The sequence below is a fragment of the Thermoleptolyngbya sp. C42_A2020_037 genome, assembly GCF_015272455.1.
Lineage (GTDB): Bacteria > Cyanobacteriota > Cyanobacteriia > Elainellales > Elainellaceae > Thermoleptolyngbya.
Window position 1 is genome coordinate 127,589 of the sequence record NZ_JACYLP010000011.1, and the last position, 17,568, is coordinate 145,156.

A 17,568-nucleotide genomic window follows, 5' to 3' on the forward strand; every position below is an offset into this window, starting at 1 on the left:
CTCAGTTTGCTTTTCCGACCTGCTTGGCAGGAACAATATTGACCAAGGCACCGGGCTTTCCAGGGATTGCCCCCTTGATCAGGAGCAAGTTGCGATCGCCATCCACCCGCACAATTGTCAGCTTCTTGATCGTGGTTCTCGTGCCACCCAGACGACCTGCCATACGTTTGCCAGGATAAACGCGACCCGGCGTAGTGCCCGCACCCGTAGAACCGGGAAGACGGTGGTTCTTGGAACCGTGAGCCATCGGCCCCCGCTTGAAGTTGTGGCGCTTTTGGTAGCCCGCAAAGCCGCGTCCGATACTCGTTCCAATTACGTCCACCTGTTGCCCTGGCGTAAAGATATCCGCCGTCAACTGCTGCCCTAACTGATAATCAGCAGGACTGTCGAGGCGATATTCTTTCAAGTGGCGGAGGGGAGACGCTTCAGCTTTTTTGAGGTGTCCGAGTTCGGGCTTATTCAACGCCTTTTCGGTAACCTCGCCAAAACCAACTTGGACAGCACTGTAGCCATCCACCTCTGCTGTTTTAATTTGCGTGACTGTGCAGGGGCCAGCCTGGACGACGGTCACAGGAATAGCCTTCCCTGCCTCATCAAAAACCTGGGTCATCCCCAGTTTGGTGCCAAGAATTCCAACAGACACGGTTAATCGTCTCCCTATTTACACGCTGCAAGGGTGCCAGACAAAACTTGCCTCGCAAACTTCATAAGACACCAATCTGTTTTTGTCGAACACAATCAATCTGCTGTCAGCCCAAAGGCGCACAGATTCACAGATGTTCTACAATCTTGCAGACAGACTAACTAGCTCAAATAAATGGCTTCTGCCTGAGTCGCCGGGACTTGAGCAGATCAACCACCCAGTATCCGTAAGGGCTTCCGGGCACTATTCCTGCCGGGAAGGCACTCGCAAACACGCACGGCCCGATTTTGGCGACAATTTCAAATTATAAACCAATCAACACAAGCTGTCTAGCAAGTTGCAGACAGAACTTTCAAAGACAATCTGCAAGCTGTGTTAGAAATTTGTGCCTTGTCTAGGATAACGCATAAAATCAGCATCGTGAAAAAATCTTTTACAGGTTTCGCGACCCTTAAAGAGATGAGATGGGCAAAGTTCAGGGAGTGGAAGCGGCGGGATAGGGACTATGAATATTCGACTCGCTGAAGAATCAGATGTGGCTGAACTGGCGGCGCTGTATCAGCATACCGTCTTGCAGCACGGGCCGCAGCATTACAGCCTGGTTCAGACGCAGACTTGGGCATCCTTTGCCGAAAATCTGGATCTCTTTCGCCACTTTATCTTGGACGCGACGACCTATGTGGCGACTGATGAAACCGGAATTGTGGGATTTGCAGGTATTGAGACCAATGGCCACATTCGCTCGACCTATGTGCGGGGCGATCGCCTGCATCAGGGCATTGGGTCTATGCTGCTGCAAGCGCTTTTGGACGACGCAGCCGCGAAACCTGTCACTCGGCTTTATGCAGAAGCCAGCGAGTTTAGCCTGGGGCTGTTTCAGAAATTCGGCTTCCGTCTATACGACACTGAAGCAGTGGATTTTGACGGCGTGGCGTTTACCCGATATTTGGTGGAATATTTGGCGGAAGGGAACGTAGAGCGATGAGGCAGCCAGATGAAACGGTTCAAGTTACCATCTTTGACACGACGCTGCGCGACGGTGAACTGGCGCTGACGCAAAAATTTACCCTTGCTCAAAAGCTGCAACTGGCGCTGATGCTGGAGGCGGCGGGTGTAGACGTGATCGAAGTGGGCTATCCGGGCGCGTTTCGCAAAGATAGGGACGACCTGCTGGAGGTGGCAGCCCAGGTCAAGCAGGCAACGATCTGCGGACTTGCCAGCAGTCAGCCGGAAGAAATTGAGGTGGTGGCGGCAGCACTGGAACCCGCTGAGCGGAGCCGGATCAATGTATTCACGCCGATTCGCGTCCCGTCGGCGGGGGCTGAGTCAGAGGCGATCGCCGCTATTCGGCAGGGGGTGTCTCTAGCCAGACGCTATTGCGAAGAGGTGGAATGGTCTGCGTTTGACGCGACGCGCTGCCCTCTCGACGTGGTGTGTCGCGCGGTGGAAACGGCCATTTGGAGCGGAGCCAGCATCATCACGATTCCCGACAGTATGGGAGTGGCAAGGACATCTGAGTTTGTCGCGCTGGTCAAATCTGTGGGCGATCGCGTTCCAAATATTGACCAGGCAACGCTGGCGGTTCACTGTCACAATGACTTGGGGCTGGCGGACGCAAACTCCCTGGCGGCCCTGACGGTCGGCGTGCGCCAGGTGGAATGTTCGGTGAATGGGCTGGGAGCGCGGGCAGGCAACGCCGATCTAGAAGCTATCGTAGCGGCGATCACCTCCCATCCCAAGTTTCACACCGGGGTTCAAGCGGCTCACCTGCCTGCCTTGTCAGAGCAAGTTGCAGCTTTGACGCAATCGCGGCCGCCGAAAGCACGATTGAAAGCGTGATTGGAATAGCAATTGGAATAGCGATCTAGGCGCGGATCTCATCCGCGAAGCTAGCCCAGCGGACAAAGTGAAACGGTCCCGCGACGGAACCCCAGATATGCTCGTCTGTTTCGGGATCGCGGCCCCGGTCGAGGCTGATAAAGATCTGGTCGTCGATTTCAAACTCGCTGTCTAGATAGGTTTCCTTGCCACGACGAGTCACCATGCAGCCTTTGCCAGGTTCCACCTTGCCGCGAAAGCTGTGGCCTGTCCATTCCACAATCATGTTGCAGCCTGGTAGCTTTTCCAGGCGATCGCCCGTCAGCTTGCTCAACTGAGTCAAGTTTCGAGATGCACCGTAAAACTCTGTCTCGTCCTTGACGGTGTAGTTTTCAATCTCGATATGGTCGCCTGCGTTCACTAGCTTCAGCACCCGCAGCCGATAGGGATCGTTTAGCGCGTAGTCGTAGGCTTGCTCCACAAACAGGCTAATGCCCGACAGCAGTTCCACGGGCAGCGGCCGCATACAGACCCGGATATGGGCGAAAAAGGGGGGATTTTCAAAGGCTTGTTCCTGGTTGCTAAAGTCGGCAGCCATCCAGCGGGCCAGCGCGGTGAGGTCAGTGGAATGAGTCATGGGCGATCGCATTTTGAAGCATTGCAATTTATTGTAAGGGAACGAGGGGCAGGGATTTGGGAATGGCTCCGCAGCGCTAGCGGACGGGAAGCAGGAGTGAAGCACTAACCTCGAATTCCGAGGACTTCGACCGAATTCCGACTGACCGAATTCCGACGTAGAGTATTGAATAAACAAAGGTATTCAGTAAACATTTGACAGGACGGGGTTTGGAATGAGTCCGGGGTTTGATTCGACTCAGCTTTCAATTGGCGACCAAGTGACGGCAGCCCGCAACAGTGTCGTAGTATACGATGCCTCGGAGTGGGGGCGCATTGTGGTGTCGGATGGCGATCGCCTGCGATTTTTGCACAATCAGACGACGAACACCTTCCAGACGCGCCAGCCAGGAGAGGGCTGCGACAGCGTGTTTGTCACCTCGACGGGGCGGACGATCGATCTGGCAACAGCCTACGTGCAAGATGATTCCGTGCTGCTGCTGGTGTCGCCGGGTCGCCGCGAGTTTTTGATGGATTGGCTGGATCGGTTTATTTTCTTTGCTGACAAGGTGAAGTTGGCGGACGTGACCGCAGAGACCACTGCACTGGTGCTGATTGGCCCAGAGAGCGATCGCCTGATTGAAGCGCTGGGAGCGAGCGATCGCGCAGGACAGCCCTACGGTAGCCACGCCCTCTATCCCATCGCAGGGGCAGAGGTGCGGGTTGCGGTAGGCAGCGGACTGGGGCTGCCAGGCTACACGCTCATTGCTCCAGTCGCAGCAGCAGCGTCTCTCCGAGCAGCGCTACAGGCGGCAGGCGCGACGCAGATCGAAGAGACTGCCTGGGAGCGACTGCGAATCGAGCAGGGACGACCGATGCCCGACCACGAACTGACGGAAGACTACAACCCGCTAGAAGCAGGACTTTGGCACACCATTTCGCTGAATAAAGGCTGCTACATCGGGCAGGAAACCATTGCCCGCCTGCACACCTATCGCGGGGTCAAGCAGCAATTATGGGGCGTACAATTCAGTGCTGCCGCGCCGCAGGAGACGGTGCTAACCTCCGGCGGAGAGAAGGTTGGGCATGTGACTAGCGTGGTAGAAACCGAGTCAGGGGCACTGGGGCTGGCCTACATCCGCACGAAGGCAATCGAGGCAGGGTTGGGGACAGTGCAAGCGGGCAACGTAGTGGGGACCCTGGTTCCGCTGCCTTTCCTCAGCCACGAGTATTTATAGTGCAACTCAAAAAGTGCCGCACACTACGACCAGCTAGTAGAAGCGAACGAGCAAAGGCGATTTCGCCAGGCTCCGTAACTGCCTCACTAGAAGCTATTCCGCTCCCGGCGCTTGCTTGGGAACCGTAACAGTCGGCAACGCTGCCTGATCGTCAGGTGCATTGGATGCCGCTGCGGCCTCAACCTGGGGCGTGGCCCGTTCGGCCAGCTTGCCAAAATCCTGGAGTCCCTTTACCGAAAATTCGGACTCCGGTTTTTCGACCTTGGTTGCTGGAGCCACCTGAGCAAGCTGAACGCCGTTAAACAAGTTGTTTAGCGCAGTTTGCAGCACCAGGCCCGCATCCAGCGCCACCCAGCCCTGCGGGGTCAGTTCGCGAAACTCAAAGTGGAGGTGCGGCCCGGTGGATAAGCCCGTGCTGCCAACCCGGCCAATCACTTCACCCTGCTCGACCGTTTGCCCCGCCCGGACGAAGAGTTCCGACATGTGGGCATAGAGCGTCTGCTCACGGCCGTTGTTGTGATTCAGCACAACTGTCAGGCCATAGCCGCGCAAATAGTCAGCCGTTTCCACAAGACCCGAAAAGGCAGCCAGCACCGGAGTTCCCGTTGGGGCGGCCAGGTCGGTGCCATAGTGGAAGCGAGCATCTCCCGTGACCGGATGCACCCGCCAGCCGAAGGCCGAGGAAATGGCGGCAGGAATAGACAACGGGAACATCAGGCTGGTGTTGCCATTGCCGCGCAGCGCTAGGGGGCGAATCGTGCGGTTGTAGAAGGATTGCAGCGAGGCAACCGACAGGCTGAGGGCGCGACCGCCGCCCGTAGGGGCACTGGTCGCTACAGTTCCAGGGACACTGCCAGGGGCGATCGCCTCTGTGCCTGCGATCGGTTTGCCCGTCTCTGGGTCAATTTGGACAGTCGTGACTCCGCTTGCACCCACGCCAGGAGCGCACACGCTGTTGGGTACGCCTGCGCCGGGTTGTAGCACAACCTGGCAGCCTGTAGACCGTTCCGAGAGGACGACGGGCGCTTGTCCACTGCGGGTCGAACCAAGGTCGTATTGCGGCGTGTCGTCGATGTAAACGTTGGTGTAATCCTGCGGGTTGAGGGAGGGCTGATCCGCCGCAGGCTGGCGCTCAGCGTTAACAGACGATTCGCTGCTAGCATCGCTTGCGCCAGTGGCGCGGGGCTGAACCGGAGCTGGCAATCGCTCCGGCGCGGGGCGCTCAACCACGGGCTGGGGCAGCGGCGCAGGCTGGGCAACCGGAGGCTGGGGCACGGGCGTTTCTCGATTCAGCCGGGGAACGCGGGCGGGCGAGGCGGACTCTGGTGAAGCCGAGGGCGGGGGCGGCGAGAGCAACTCTTGAGCGCTGGGCACCTCATCGGCACTGTCTGCCGTTTGGGCGATCGCCACTGCGCTTGGCAAGATTCCGGTGCTGCCCAGAATGCTCAGTCCTAAAACCACCGACAGGGAGTGGCGCACGCTATCCACTTTCGCGGAAGAGTTCTTTGCAGAGATAGTGTTCCGATTCTGAGTCATCACCATTCCTAACAAACGAGTCCTGACAAATGCGAGTCCTGACAAATGATTCCGCGCCAACCGAGTCCTGACAAAACAAGCCTTGAGAAATCAACAGTTTCCGCCATTTTTTGCGCCGTAGTGCGCTAGGGCGACGCTCAGCAGTCTAAACCTGCGGTTCTCTGCACGACTTCGTAAACAATCCTAACCAACAATCCGTGATCCTCATGGAAGTAAAACTGAGCTTGATGACGACTTCATCAATTCATATAAATTTCGTATCAAGGAAACCAATATTGTCCTTTCTTAACATAGAGCAGAGCGGCATGGCTGTCGTCGGGATGCTTTACAGACGGCTGGGAGTGCCAGAATTCCTGCGTATTGCCTGACCCAGCTTCAGATTGCTTTACTCCGCCAATCCCCACAGCGAAATCTATGTAATTTCCCAGTGCCGCCTATACAGGTTGCCCACTTTTCAACTGATAAACGGCGCGAATCACCGCTGAAGACCGCCAAAGCCACGGCATCCTGGAGATTCTTCACCCGCCAGAGCAATTGCTCAGGACAAGTCAGGCGATTCGCGAAGCAATCCCTGCGGGAATCGCCCCGCCGCCTTAGACCGTCAGTCTTCAGAACAAGTTCCCGCTGGATAGCCCAACTGGATGCTGCCAGGAGGCAACAGACGCTCTGAAAGCCCAGAGGCATGGTTCGCCTGGACGCGCAGTTGCCCGTCTAAACCGATCCCTACGATTTCTACAGTTTCACCAGGGGTTTCAGCATCCCCCACCAGGGTAATTGTCTGCCCGCGGTTGCTCAGCAGCGTCTCGTATTCTATCCGCAGTGCCTCGATGCCACGCCGCTGCCAGAATACGTACCCCAGCCGCAGCCCTTGCAGGGCGATCGCCCCCAGGTCTTCTAGCGACGCAATTTTCAGGGCATATCCCTGGTCTCGTAGCGTGTTCAGATTAATACCCGGTTCCGGTACAGGATTCGCCCAATTCAGCCCCACGCCCACCACAGCCTGACTGATGTGCCCCTGCTGCACCCGCGTTTCCGTCAGCACGCCCCCCAGCTTGCGACCCGACACCACCAAGTCATTCAGCCACTTAAGCTGCACGGGTACACCCGCCTGACGCAGGGCGATCGCCACACCCCAAGCGCTCCACAGGGTAATCTGGGGCGCGTGTTCTGCTCGCAGCGACGGACGAAAGCCCCAGGACAGATACAAGCCACCCGGAGGTGACTGCCACTGCCGCCCCCACTGTCCCCGTCCTGCCTGCTGCTGTTCGGCAATGACCACGACCTCATCTGCGGGATGCTGCGCCAAATGCGCCCAGGCGGCCCGGTTGGTGGAATCCAGCACCTCGTAGACCTGAACGCTTAGCCCCGCCAGATCTGGGGGACTGGAAACGTTGGCATGGGCGATCGCCGGAAGCGCGTTACAAAACCGATCAAGGCTAAAGGGCATCGAGGCACTTGGGTTCGCTAGCAGCGGTTATAGAGCAAGAAAAAAGCTATAGAGCAAGAAAAAATGTGGGAGAGCCGTGGTTCAGCTTCCCACACTGGGTTGAGTGATTCAAGGCAAAAGCAAAGGGCGACAGGCTAAAACACAGCCACTCTCTGCTTTCCAAGACTTAAGTCCCTAGCCCTACAACCCGGACTAGAGTTCCTTTACCCCAGCAACGAGCTGCGTCACAACATCCTTTGCGCCGCCAAACAGCATCAACGTTTTGTCTCGATAAAACAGCTCGTTTTCGACACCCGCGAACCCTTTATTCATGCCGCGTTTGATCACGATGGTGTGGTTTGCCTTTTCCACTTCCAAAATCGGCATTCCGTAAATTGGGCTTTCCGTGTCGTGGGCGGCGGCGGGGTTCACCACGTCGTTTGCGCCGATCACCAGGGCCACATCGGTATGCTCGAATTCAGGGTTGATCGCGTCCATGTCGTAAAGCTGGGGATAGGGCACGTTGGCCTCTGCCAGCAGCACGTTCATGTGACCGGGCATCCGTCCGGCAACGGGGTGAATGGCATATTTCACGTCTACGCCCAGCCGCTCTAGCTGGTCAGCCAGTTCCCGAACGGCGTGCTGCGCCTGGGCCACCGCCATGCCATAGCCAGGAACGATGACAACCGACCGCGCATAGCCCAGCATCATCGCCGCTTCTTCGGTATCGACCGAGTGAACCGTCTTGTCGGCGATCGCCCCTGCTGCACCACCCGCCGCTTTTTCCTTTGCCTTGCTAAAGGCGCTGAAGAGGACGTTGGGCAGCGATCGGTTCATCGCTTTGCACATAATCTGCGTCAGGATGATCCCCGACGCACCCACCAGTGCGCCGGAGATGATCAGCATATTGTTGGACAAGACGAACCCAGCCGCGCTGGCGGCCAGCCCAGAAAACGAGTTCAACAGCGAGATCGCCACGGGCATGTCTGCGCCGCCGATGGGAATCGCAAACAGCACGCCCAGAATCAGCGAAATGCCCACCAGCACTAGGAAGATGGTGGGATCGTTCGGTTCTGCAATCAGCAGCACGCTGCCCACCAAAAACAGACCGATGAGTCCAATGCTGACAAACCGCTGGAGCGGAAAGATAATCGGCACGCCGCTCAGCAACTCTTGCAGCTTGGCAAAGGCGACCAGGCTGCCCGTGAGCGTGATGCCGCCGATAAAGACGCTGAGGATAATCGTCAGCACGCTTCCCAAAGGCAGCGCCTCGCCTGTGCCCATCAGTCGCCAAAATTCTGCGATCGCCACCAGGGTCGATGCACCGCCCCCCAGGCCGTTGAGCAAGCCCACCATTTGGGGCATGGCGGTCATTTCTACCTTCTGCGCCATCACCACGCCCACGGCCGAGCCAATCAGGATGCCCACCGCAATCAGCGTGTAGTCGATAATGCCGCGATCTAGCAGCGTGGCGGCGATCGCCACCAGCATCCCCACCGCCGCCAGCACATTCCCCCGTCGGGCTGTGGCGGGCGATCCCAGTTGTTTCAAACCCACAATGAACAGTGAGGCTGCGGCTAAATAAGCAAGCTGGATGCCATTGAGCAATAGGCTATCGAGGGTGTTGTTCATTAGCTCCGTGCCTCTTTTTTCTTGAACATTTGCAGCATCCGATCGGTCACCAGAAACCCACCGACCACGTTGACGGTGGCCAGGGCGATCGCCACCACCCCCAGCACCGTCGTCACCGTTCCGTTGCCGCTGCCTGCCACCAGCAGCGCCCCCACCACCGCAATGCCAGAAATCGCGTTGGAACCCGACATCAGCGGCGTGTGCAGCGTCGGCGGCACTTTATTAATCACTTCAAACCCGACAAACGAAGCCAACACAAACACCACCAGTCCCATAATTAGACTGTCTGCCATGCCGTTTTCTCCCGTATTACTAAAAATTGCTGGAGCCGTTGCTGGAGTTGTGGAGCATAGGAGGACAGGGACTCGGAACTGAATCCCCCTCATCCCCTTACGCCTTCACACGCCGCCGCCAGCGCTGCCTTCACGCGCTCATTGCGAATTTCGCCTGCATGAGCAACGCAAGCACTGGCGATAATGTCGTCATCGAAGTTGAGCAGCAGTTCGCCGTCCTTCACCATCAGTTGCAACAGCGAGGTGAGGTTTTTGGCATACATCTGGCTGGCGTGAATGGGCAGCGACGACGGCAGGTTAATCGGGCCCATAATGGTCACGCCGTTTTTCACCACGTCTTTGCCCGGTTCGGTGCAGGCGCAGTTGCCGCCCTGCTCAGCCGCCAAATCAACCACTACGGAGCCAGGTTTCATCTGGGCGACCATTTCCTCGGTCAGCAGGATGGGCGCAGCTTTGCCCGGCACTTGAGCCGTGGTGATAATCACATCAGCCTGTTTAACGTGTTCGGTGATGACCTGGCGCGATCGCGCTTTGGCCGCCTCCGAAATCTCCTTGGCATAGCCGCCCTCAGCCACGGTATCCTCTTCCAGGTTCACCTCAACGAACTTCGCCCCCAGGCTTTGCACTTCTTCCTTCACCGCTGGGCGAATGTCAAAGGCTTCTACCACCGCCCCCAGACGGCGACAGGTGGCGATCGCCTGCAAGCCTGCCACGCCCGCCCCCATCACAAACACCTTTGCTGGTGGAATCGTCCCCGCCGCCGTCGTCAGCATCGGGAAAAACTTGGGTAGCGCCGCCGCACCCAGCAGCGCCGCCTGATAACCCGCCACACCCGCCTGGGACGACAGCGCATCCATACTCTGGGCACGGCTGGTGCGGGGGATCATCTCCATGCTGATTGCTGTGACCCCTCGCTCAGCAAGCCGCTGAATGCGGGACGGCTCCCCCAGCGGGTTCAAAAAGCTAATCAGCACTGCACCGGGACGCAGTCGGTCAATTTCGGATTGTCCATCTTCTCGCTCTCGCGGCGGACTCACCTTTAGCACCACGTCTGCTTCGCCCCACAGCCGCGCCCCATCGTTCAAAACCTGCGCTCCGGCAGACTCATAGGCTGCATCAGAAAAATGAGATAGGTCGCCTGCTCCCGCTTCGACCCACACTTCCAAGCCCTGTTTCACCAGTCTCCCAACCACATCGGGCACAAGCGCAACTCGACGTTCTCCAACTTCAATTTCCTTTGCAACTGCTATCTTCATTCATTCTCCTGGATGACACGATTCAGTAACCGCTGTTTATTCTGAAAACCTCACAAAAAATGCGCTGAATTAAAAACTCAGACGCAACACCTCCGTGCAATCAGACTGCAATTTTCAGAATGAAATTTTCAGAATGAAATTTTGCAATTTTAATGACTGGTTTCTAATCTAGACTTCAAAACGGAAAGCATGACTTAAAGCTGGGAAGACAAACTCTAGTAGCAACAAAGCGACCCATACAAACCACACAGTTCATGAGCGCTTCACAGGCTACAGCTTGGCTCACCTCAATCCCTTGCCCAACTTCCTGAAATTGCGCTGCGCCACTCCGAACAGATTGACAGCACCCAATCAGGACTGCACCGACCTCATACCCAAAAACAAGCACCTTTCGATTGTTGCCTTTCGATTGGCCCTTTCAACTAGCAGCTTGGCAACTAGCACTTTTAGGGTTTTGCAATGAGTCTAGTGCCTTGCAACTTGCTGACTCGTAACCCACCAAGCTTCAACTTGCATCCTACAAGCTTCCGAACCGGAACTGGCTCATCTTCAGGTTAATTTATGGATCGCTTGTGAACGATGAAATTTTCCCCTCATGAGAATGACTCAATGTTTGTGATTACTCAGTTTGTGATTACTCAAATCATCAACCCAAACACAAGCGCCAAGAAGCACTCACCCTCTAGCCTATAAAAACTCCAGGGGTTCTGGAAAGAATGTAAACATCTGGATGTGTTTTGAAATATTTTTTGAAATATTTGAACATATCTGGATTAAACATATTTAGGAAGTCGGTCGAGATATTTAGGAAGTCGGTCGAGGGCGATCGCCCAAAGCAAATCCTGAACCCGCTCTAAAAGCGCATTGCCCCCAGAGAAAATAGGTCTGCCTTGCCAGGGGCACTTTTTCAACAAGCTGTGCGTCCGGAGTGCCTGATGTTCCGTCTTCTGATGCCTCCGCCTCTGAATCCGAGAAGCGTAGTGTATCCTGAGAGGAGCATTAAACGGTAAAGTTTAGTGATGGTTCGAGAAGTCATGTTACTCAAACGCAGAGCTATGGTGTCTAAGTCCTCAATTCTCCGAATGCTTTCGGCAGTGGCGGTGTCTGGATGTGTAGCGGCGGGACTGGCTCCTGTGGTTCACGCCCAAGGACTGCCGGGCCTGGTGATTTTCAGCGGTGTAGAGCGTGAAAATCAGCTGAACTATCGGTTGGACTTTAACGGCAGACCTTTTCAGACGGATCGATACCGCCTGCGGATTTCTCGCCAAAAGATGCGCTCAGACGTGTACGAGTTTACAGTGACCTATCCCGATACCTATCAGGGCACCTTTGATGAGAATCGGATCGAACTGCGGGTAAGGGGCGATTCGGTGCCGCTGAACGAGGTCATCTGGAACCGCGAAACTCGTGAAATCACGATTTACCCCACCGAGCCAGTTCCGGCTGGCTCCCGTGTAGAAATCGTTCTGTCAAACGTGCGGAATCCCCGAAACGGCGGCACGTTCTATTTCAATGCGCTGGTTCGAGCAACCGGAGACGTGCCTCTCCGTCGCTATATCGGTACCTGGATTATCGGGATTGGCCGCGAATAATCAAAGCTTCGTTCGGCAAGTTTGAGGCCCTAGGTTTGAGACTTGGCTTTTCGGCGAACCAAGGTGATGAGCTTAGGCATCCTGAAAACCTTGAGCGCTACAACCTTGAGCGTCACAACTAGAACAAACGTTTAGCCCAGAGCGAGTCAGATTTGCCCCACTCTGGGCTTGGTACTTGCTTAGCACTTCATGGTTGCCTTCAACCTAGCAATCCGTTCCTGGGAGACTATTTCAGGGACTATTTCAGCGGATGATGCTCTGCTAGCAGCCGTTCTACTCGCGCTTCATCGACCCGTGCTGCTAGCTTTTGCGCTTCGTGAATATCGCGGGTCGTTTTTGAGAGGCTAATGGTAGACCCGACTGTAAAGGCCAGCCCCATGCCAAAGTAGGCCCTTACCCAGCCATTGACAGGTAAGTAGCAAATCCCCAAACTCGTCGCTCCCAGCGAGATGATAAATGCTGCCCACGTTTGAACCACCCAAGCAGAACTGTGCGTGGGGGAAACCATCAAATCCTTTGCCTTCGTCATTGCTGTTCTCTCCTTACGATTCAGGTTTACGATTCAGGTTCTCGAACAGCATCGTAAGAGGACTGATTCAGCAGATTTTATCCAGCCAGACACTTTCCAAAACTGTCTTGGGAGAAACCAATCCGCAGCAACAATTTTCACCAATTTTCTAGGCTGGATCTGCGGTTTGGGCTGAAAGCCAGGAGTCAGTTGCCCAAACTGGATGAACAGGTGTACTGCTAACTATTGTTGCTAATTATCGAGGTTGCTAATTATCGAGACTTTAGCCCACTCCACAGTGCTTTTATCTCACGCCACAGTCCCGACTCGCCCCCTGTCCCCGTTCGCGGCCGGGTGAAAATGCCTTGGCTGGGGCTAAACAGCAGCGCCAGGAAAAACAGCACCGAGGCCACCAGCACAATCGCCGGGCCAGAGGGCAGGTTGAAATAGTAGCTAAGGTACATGCCGCTGATGCTGGAAACCACGCCCAGCAGAGCGCCCAGCCCCATGACCTGATGAAATCGCGGTACGAGGAGATAGGCCGTCGCCCCTGGGGTGATCAGTAGCGCCAACACCAGCACTACGCCGACGGCCTTCATGCTGGCCACCACCGTCAGCGCGATCAGTAGCATCAGCCCCAGGTTCAGCAAGTTCACGGGCAGTCCTGCCGCCTGCGCCCCCAGGGGGTCAAAGCTGTAGAACAGTAGCTCTTTGTAGAGCAGCACCACGCAGGCCAGCACCAGCACGGCAATCAGGGCTGTGTCGCGGACTTCTCCTGGCGTAACGCTGAGAATATTGCCAAATAGAAAATGGTTTAAGTCAATCTTGTTTTCTTTTTGGATTAGCGTAATCAGCGTGATGCCGAGCGCAAAAAAGGACGATAGGACGATTCCCATCGCTGCATCTTCTTTGATGGGCGATCGCCGATGAATCCAGGCGATCAGTACCGTACTCAGCACCCCTGCCACAAACGCGCCTACGTAGATATTGATGCCCAGCCAAAAGGCGATCGCCAATCCGGGCAGCAGCGAGTGGCTAATGGCATCGCCCAGCAGCGACAGTCGCTGCACCATCAGGTAACTGCCCACCACCGAGCAAATGACCCCGACGATGACCGCCACCAAGAGCGATCGCTGCATAAAGCTATAGCTGAGCGGGTCGAGCAGGAGATCCCACATTTGAAACGGGTCAGGTGGACGGGGTGAGGCGTTGGGGTTTAACGGCAGAGATCGCAAGGCAGATGCACACGCAATTATGCGGCTTGCGAGAAGAACTGAACCGAGGTTCCGTAGGCGCGGCGCATGTTTTCGGGCGTGAGGACGTGCGATCGCGGGCCGGCGGCGATCAGTTCACGGTTGAGCAGCACAATCTGGTCAAAGTTTGCAAGCGATTCGCCTAGGTCGTGGTTTACCACCAGGACAAGCTTACCGTCGGCTGCAAGCTCGCCAAAGATGCGGAACAGCACTGCTTCCGTCGTTTGATCCACGCCGACAAAGGGTTCATCGAAGCAAAACAGGTCGGCTTCTTGGGCTAGCGCTCGTGCTAAAAATACGCGCTGCTGTTGCCCGCCAGAGAGAGAGCCAATCCGGCGATCGCCATAGGCTGCCATACCCACGCGCTCCAGTGCAGCGGCAGCAATGCGGCGGCTAACCGCAGAATAGCGCTGAAACCAGCCCGTTTTCTGGGTGCGACCCATCATCACCACGTCCCACACTGTTGCCGGAAAGCTCCAGTCAATTTGCGATCGCTGCGGTACGTAGGCGACGCGATCAAGCTGGTGGTTAAGCGGGCGATTCCCAGAAGCATCGCTACTCGAATCGCCCCACAGCACTCGCCCCGTGACCGTCGGAATCAGCCCCAGTGCAGCTTTGATCAGCGTGCTTTTGCCCGCGCCGTTGGGGCCAAAGATGCCCACCAGTTGCCCCGATTCCAGCGTCAGGTTGATATTCCGCAAGGCTTGGGTGTCGCGGTAGTTCACGGTGAGATGGTCGATGATGAGGCGAGTCATGGAAGTCAGGAGTTTGAGAGGTTCAGAGATGGGCAAATATTCCGAAAAGTTGAATGTCTCGCCTTGCCAAACCTCAAGAAGAAACATCCAGCAAAGGCGTATAGAACGTGACTTAAAACAAATGAGAAACAAAATTATGAGGCAATTATGAAAAGCCTCTGGAATCATCATACCCGAAATTATGAATCGATTATGAAAGTCAGGTAGAGTGAAAAATGAAAAGACTATGAAAGTACTGTAGCGAGTGATGCAAAACTCTGGGACGCAGATTTTTTCCTGGACACTGGGGCGGCGGGGAGTGGCTGCCGTTTTGGGGGCGATCGCCCTTGGCTGGATGGCGGGCAGTTGCCGCACCGCTTCAGTGCAAACAGGGGATTCTGAAAAACCAACCGTTGTGGCGACCAACACGATCCTGGCAGATTTGACGCAGCAGGTCGGCGGCGAGGCGATCGCCCTGGTCAGCATCCTCAAGCCCGGAGATGATCCCCATGTTTACGAACCTGTGCCAATCGACACGCAGCGGTTAGAAGACGCGGACTTGATTTTATACAACGGCTATAACCTGGAGCCGGGGCTGATCCGACTGGCAGAGTCGGTCGGCGTGCAGGGGCGCAGGGTCGCAGTGGGCGAAGTCGTGCCCCCGCTGGAGCTAGCGGAAAAAGGCAGCACCGTACCCGATCCGCACGTTTGGGGCGACGCGCAAAATGCCATCCAAATGGTAAACGCAATTCGAGATGAGCTAATTCGCCTGTCGCCGGAGGATGCAGCCATCTTTACCCAAAATGCCGCCGACCTGGTTGCCACGCTGGAACGGCTGGACGGCTGGATCATGCAGCAAATCCAGACCATTCCGCCCAGCCAGCGCCAGCTTGTGACGACGCATGATGCGTTTCAATACTACGCCAGAGCCTACGGGCTGACGGTGCTGGGCACGCTGATCGGCATCAGCACTGAAGAACAGCCCAGCGCCCAAACCCTGCAACGGCTGGCAGACGCAGTAAAAGCGGCAAACGTACCCGCGATTTTTGCTGAGACTGCGATTAATCCCCGGCTGATTAATACCGTTGCAGAGGAGGCAGGCGTGCCCCTGGCAGACACAGAACTCTACGCCGATTCTATTGGCGGGTCGGGCAGCGACGCAGAGAGCTATGTAGACATGATGGTAGCCAATACTAGGGCGATTGCCCGCAACCTGGGCGGCACTCCGGGCGACTGGCGCAAGTGAAGAGCGCTTAGCTAAACTGCTGGCTCGACTGCCCTTCCGACTCCAGGTTAAACAGGGTGCAGAGGGTTTCCATGGCCCGCCGCCGCGCCTCGATGTCTTGCTGCGCCCGCAGTTGCACCATCGGATCATGCAGGATTTTATTGATAATCCCTTTGCTCAGCGCCTCGATGATGCCCTGATGTTTATCGGCGAATTCTGGGCCGAGGCGGGACAGCGCCTTTTCAAGCTCCTGGGTGCGGATGCTCTCCATCTTGTCTTGCAGACACTTAATCGTAGAGACAGTTTCGAGCGATCGCACCCAGTTGTTAAAGGCTTCAATCTCCTCATCCAGCAGCGCTTCAGCTTCCAGCGCCATCTGACGGCGGCTTTCCTGATTTTGCGCCACCACTGCCTTCAGGTCGTCCACATTAAAGACATGGACGTGGGGCAAATCGTTGACATCTGAATCTACATTGCGCGGCACGGAAATGTCGAACAGCATCAAATGCTGACCCGGTTGCAGGATCGCTTCTAGCTTGGCGCGATCTAGCAGGGGTTCTGTAGCGGCTGTGCTGGTAAACACAATGTCAGAGTCGGCAATGACTGCGCCCATTTGATCGAGCGTATGCACTTGCAGGTGTGCATCGGGGAATTGTTTGGCTAATTCTTCTGCGCCTGCCAGCGAACGGTTCACAATGGCGATTCGATGCGCCCCTTTGGACAGCAGATGCTGCACCAGCAGGCGCGCCATTTTGCCTGCGCCCAGAATCGCAACTCGGCTGGCGGCCAGGTTTTGCACCTTGAGCTGCGCCAGTTCGACCGCAGCAGAACTAATCGATACTGCCCCCGTGCCAATGCTGGTTTCGCTGCGGACGCGCTTGCCCGCCTCCACCGACTTTTTAAACAGATGATTCAGCACACGCCCAATGCCGTTGCACTGTTGCCCCAGTTTGTGGGTGTGCTTCACCTGCGACAAAATCTGCCCTTCGCCCAGCACCAAGCTGTCCAGCCCCGCCGACACCCGCATCAGGTGCATCACCGCGTCCTGGTGCAGCAAGACAAACAAGTGCTGGCGCAGATGTTGCAGGGGAACCTTGCCGTATTCCGATAGAAACTGAGTGACCTCGCGGATGCCGTTGTCGGTTTCGCTGGCAACGATGTAGATTTCCAGCCGATTGCAGGTGCTGAGGATGGCGACCTCTTCGATGTGAGGATAGCTGCAAAGCTGGGCGATCGCCGCTTCGGTTTGGGGCGTGGGGATGCTCAGCTTTTCTCGAACTTCTACTGGGGCTGTTTTATGACTCAGGCCCACCACCGCAATGTTCATAATCCTCCCAAAAGTTTCTCATCTGGCGCAGACGGTCAACACCCGCCAAACGCCCAGTTTTTGTTATCTCCCGTAGTGACGACCACGGCTCATCCAAAAGTCTATCAACTCGCGGCCGCCCGGTAGATCTGCCAGCAACAGGCAGTTTGAGGCACTTCTAGACAATGTAACGAGGGTTTGTAACAGATGGTGATTGGGGGCGATCGCCCGCTCAGATTCTTGAAACCCTTGATATTGCGTCATATTCTTCCTGGCAAAAGCGCGATACCCCGTTGTTGTCGTTAGAAATCTTAAGTAAATCCAAGATTTGCTTTACAAAACGCAACCAAAAGTTTAGGATTATACACAGGTTAGGCAATCAAACCTAGCCGTTTCATTTTCTACAAACACACTTGTAGTTTTACGGACTCATTAGCAATGACGACTACCCTACAACGCACCGAACGTGCAAGCGTATGGGAACAGTTTTGCA

At 56.0% G+C, this 17,568-nt stretch carries 17 protein-coding genes; 5 read left to right on the forward strand and 12 right to left on the reverse strand.

What is annotated here, in order from left to right; all coding sequences use genetic code 11:
• Position 1 precedes the first annotated feature (1 nt).
• Complete coding sequence (gene rplC, locus IGS16_RS03250) at positions 2–643, reverse strand: 50S ribosomal protein L3 (RefSeq protein WP_297083292.1); 642 nt, start codon at positions 641–643, stop codon at positions 2–4.
• Positions 644–1,148: 505 nt separating this feature from the next.
• Between rplC and IGS16_RS03255 the strand changes: the two genes are divergently transcribed.
• Both IGS16_RS03255 and IGS16_RS03260 read left to right on the forward strand, forming a co-directional pair.
• Positions 1,149–1,628, forward strand: a complete 480-nt coding sequence (locus IGS16_RS03255; protein WP_297083293.1) for a GNAT family N-acetyltransferase — start codon at positions 1,149–1,151, stop codon at positions 1,626–1,628.
• A complete protein-coding gene (locus tag IGS16_RS03260) occupies positions 1,625–2,482 on the forward strand; it encodes a hypothetical protein (protein ID WP_297083295.1) in 858 nt (285 codons plus the stop codon). The genes IGS16_RS03255 and IGS16_RS03260 overlap by 4 nt, the downstream gene beginning before the upstream one ends.
• 25 nt (positions 2,483–2,507) lie before the next feature.
• Here the strand turns inward: IGS16_RS03260 and IGS16_RS03265 are convergent, their stop codons facing one another.
• The gene (locus IGS16_RS03265) at positions 2,508–3,098 is read right to left on the reverse strand and encodes a chromophore lyase CpcT/CpeT (protein ID WP_297083297.1); all 591 of its coding nucleotides are present in this window, start codon (positions 3,096–3,098) and stop codon (positions 2,508–2,510) included.
• Positions 3,099–3,312: 214 nt separating this feature from the next.
• Between IGS16_RS03265 and IGS16_RS03270 the strand changes: the two genes are divergently transcribed.
• The gene (locus tag IGS16_RS03270; protein ID WP_297083299.1) at positions 3,313–4,314 is read left to right on the forward strand and encodes a folate-binding protein; all 1,002 of its coding nucleotides are present in this window, start codon (positions 3,313–3,315) and stop codon (positions 4,312–4,314) included.
• Between the two features lie 93 nt (positions 4,315–4,407).
• Here the strand turns inward: IGS16_RS03270 and IGS16_RS03275 are convergent, their stop codons facing one another.
• The 5 genes from IGS16_RS03275 to IGS16_RS03295 all read right to left on the reverse strand — a co-directional run bounded on the left by IGS16_RS03275 (position 4,408) and on the right by IGS16_RS03295 (position 10,457).
• On the reverse strand, positions 4,408–5,850 hold the full coding sequence (locus IGS16_RS03275) for a M23 family metallopeptidase (protein WP_297083300.1): 1,443 nt from the start codon (positions 5,848–5,850) through the stop codon (positions 4,408–4,410).
• A 601-nt stretch (positions 5,851–6,451) separates the two neighbouring features.
• Complete coding sequence (locus IGS16_RS03280) at positions 6,452–7,297, reverse strand: biotin--[acetyl-CoA-carboxylase] ligase (RefSeq protein ID WP_297083302.1); 846 nt, start codon at positions 7,295–7,297, stop codon at positions 6,452–6,454.
• Between the two features lie 192 nt (positions 7,298–7,489).
• The gene (locus IGS16_RS03285; RefSeq protein WP_297083304.1) at positions 7,490–8,908 is read right to left on the reverse strand and encodes an NAD(P)(+) transhydrogenase (Re/Si-specific) subunit beta; all 1,419 of its coding nucleotides are present in this window, start codon (positions 8,906–8,908) and stop codon (positions 7,490–7,492) included.
• Positions 8,908–9,201 (reverse strand): NAD(P) transhydrogenase subunit alpha, encoded by a 294-nt coding sequence (locus tag IGS16_RS03290; RefSeq protein ID WP_297083306.1) that lies wholly within the window; start codon positions 9,199–9,201, stop codon positions 8,908–8,910. The genes IGS16_RS03285 and IGS16_RS03290 overlap by 1 nt, the downstream gene beginning before the upstream one ends.
• 89 nt (positions 9,202–9,290) lie before the next feature.
• Positions 9,291–10,457, reverse strand: a complete 1,167-nt coding sequence (locus tag IGS16_RS03295) for a Re/Si-specific NAD(P)(+) transhydrogenase subunit alpha (protein ID WP_297083308.1) — start codon at positions 10,455–10,457, stop codon at positions 9,291–9,293.
• 1,055 nt (positions 10,458–11,512) lie between these two features.
• Between IGS16_RS03295 and IGS16_RS03300 the strand changes: the two genes are divergently transcribed.
• Positions 11,513–12,049 (forward strand): DUF2808 domain-containing protein, encoded by a 537-nt coding sequence (locus tag IGS16_RS03300; protein WP_297083310.1) that lies wholly within the window; start codon positions 11,513–11,515, stop codon positions 12,047–12,049.
• 238 nt (positions 12,050–12,287) lie between these two features.
• Here IGS16_RS03300 and IGS16_RS03305 read toward each other — a convergent pair whose 3' ends face one another.
• From IGS16_RS03305 to IGS16_RS03315, 3 genes are all read right to left on the reverse strand, one after another.
• Positions 12,288–12,578, reverse strand: a complete 291-nt coding sequence (locus IGS16_RS03305; RefSeq protein ID WP_297083312.1) for a YiaA/YiaB family inner membrane protein — start codon at positions 12,576–12,578, stop codon at positions 12,288–12,290.
• Between the two features lie 251 nt (positions 12,579–12,829).
• Positions 12,830–13,735, reverse strand: coding sequence for a metal ABC transporter permease (locus IGS16_RS03310; protein WP_297083314.1), 906 nt, complete (start codon positions 13,733–13,735; stop codon positions 12,830–12,832).
• 74 nt (positions 13,736–13,809) lie between these two features.
• On the reverse strand, positions 13,810–14,565 hold the full coding sequence (locus IGS16_RS03315; protein ID WP_297083315.1) for a metal ABC transporter ATP-binding protein: 756 nt from the start codon (positions 14,563–14,565) through the stop codon (positions 13,810–13,812).
• Positions 14,566–14,899: 334 nt separating this feature from the next.
• On the opposite strand from IGS16_RS03315, the gene IGS16_RS03320 reads away from it, so the two are divergent.
• A complete protein-coding gene (locus IGS16_RS03320) occupies positions 14,900–15,790 on the forward strand; it encodes a zinc ABC transporter substrate-binding protein (RefSeq protein WP_367185718.1) in 891 nt (296 codons plus the stop codon).
• 7 nt (positions 15,791–15,797) lie between these two features.
• Here the strand turns inward: IGS16_RS03320 and IGS16_RS03325 are convergent, their stop codons facing one another.
• Positions 15,798–17,096: a glutamyl-tRNA reductase gene (locus IGS16_RS03325; protein ID WP_297083319.1), complete on the reverse strand. Its 1,299-nt coding sequence runs from the start codon at positions 17,094–17,096 to the stop codon at positions 15,798–15,800.
• Positions 17,097–17,159: 63 nt separating this feature from the next.
• Positions 17,160–17,339, reverse strand: a complete 180-nt coding sequence (locus IGS16_RS03330; RefSeq protein WP_297083321.1) for a hypothetical protein — start codon at positions 17,337–17,339, stop codon at positions 17,160–17,162.
• Positions 17,340–17,568: the final 229 nt, after the last annotated feature.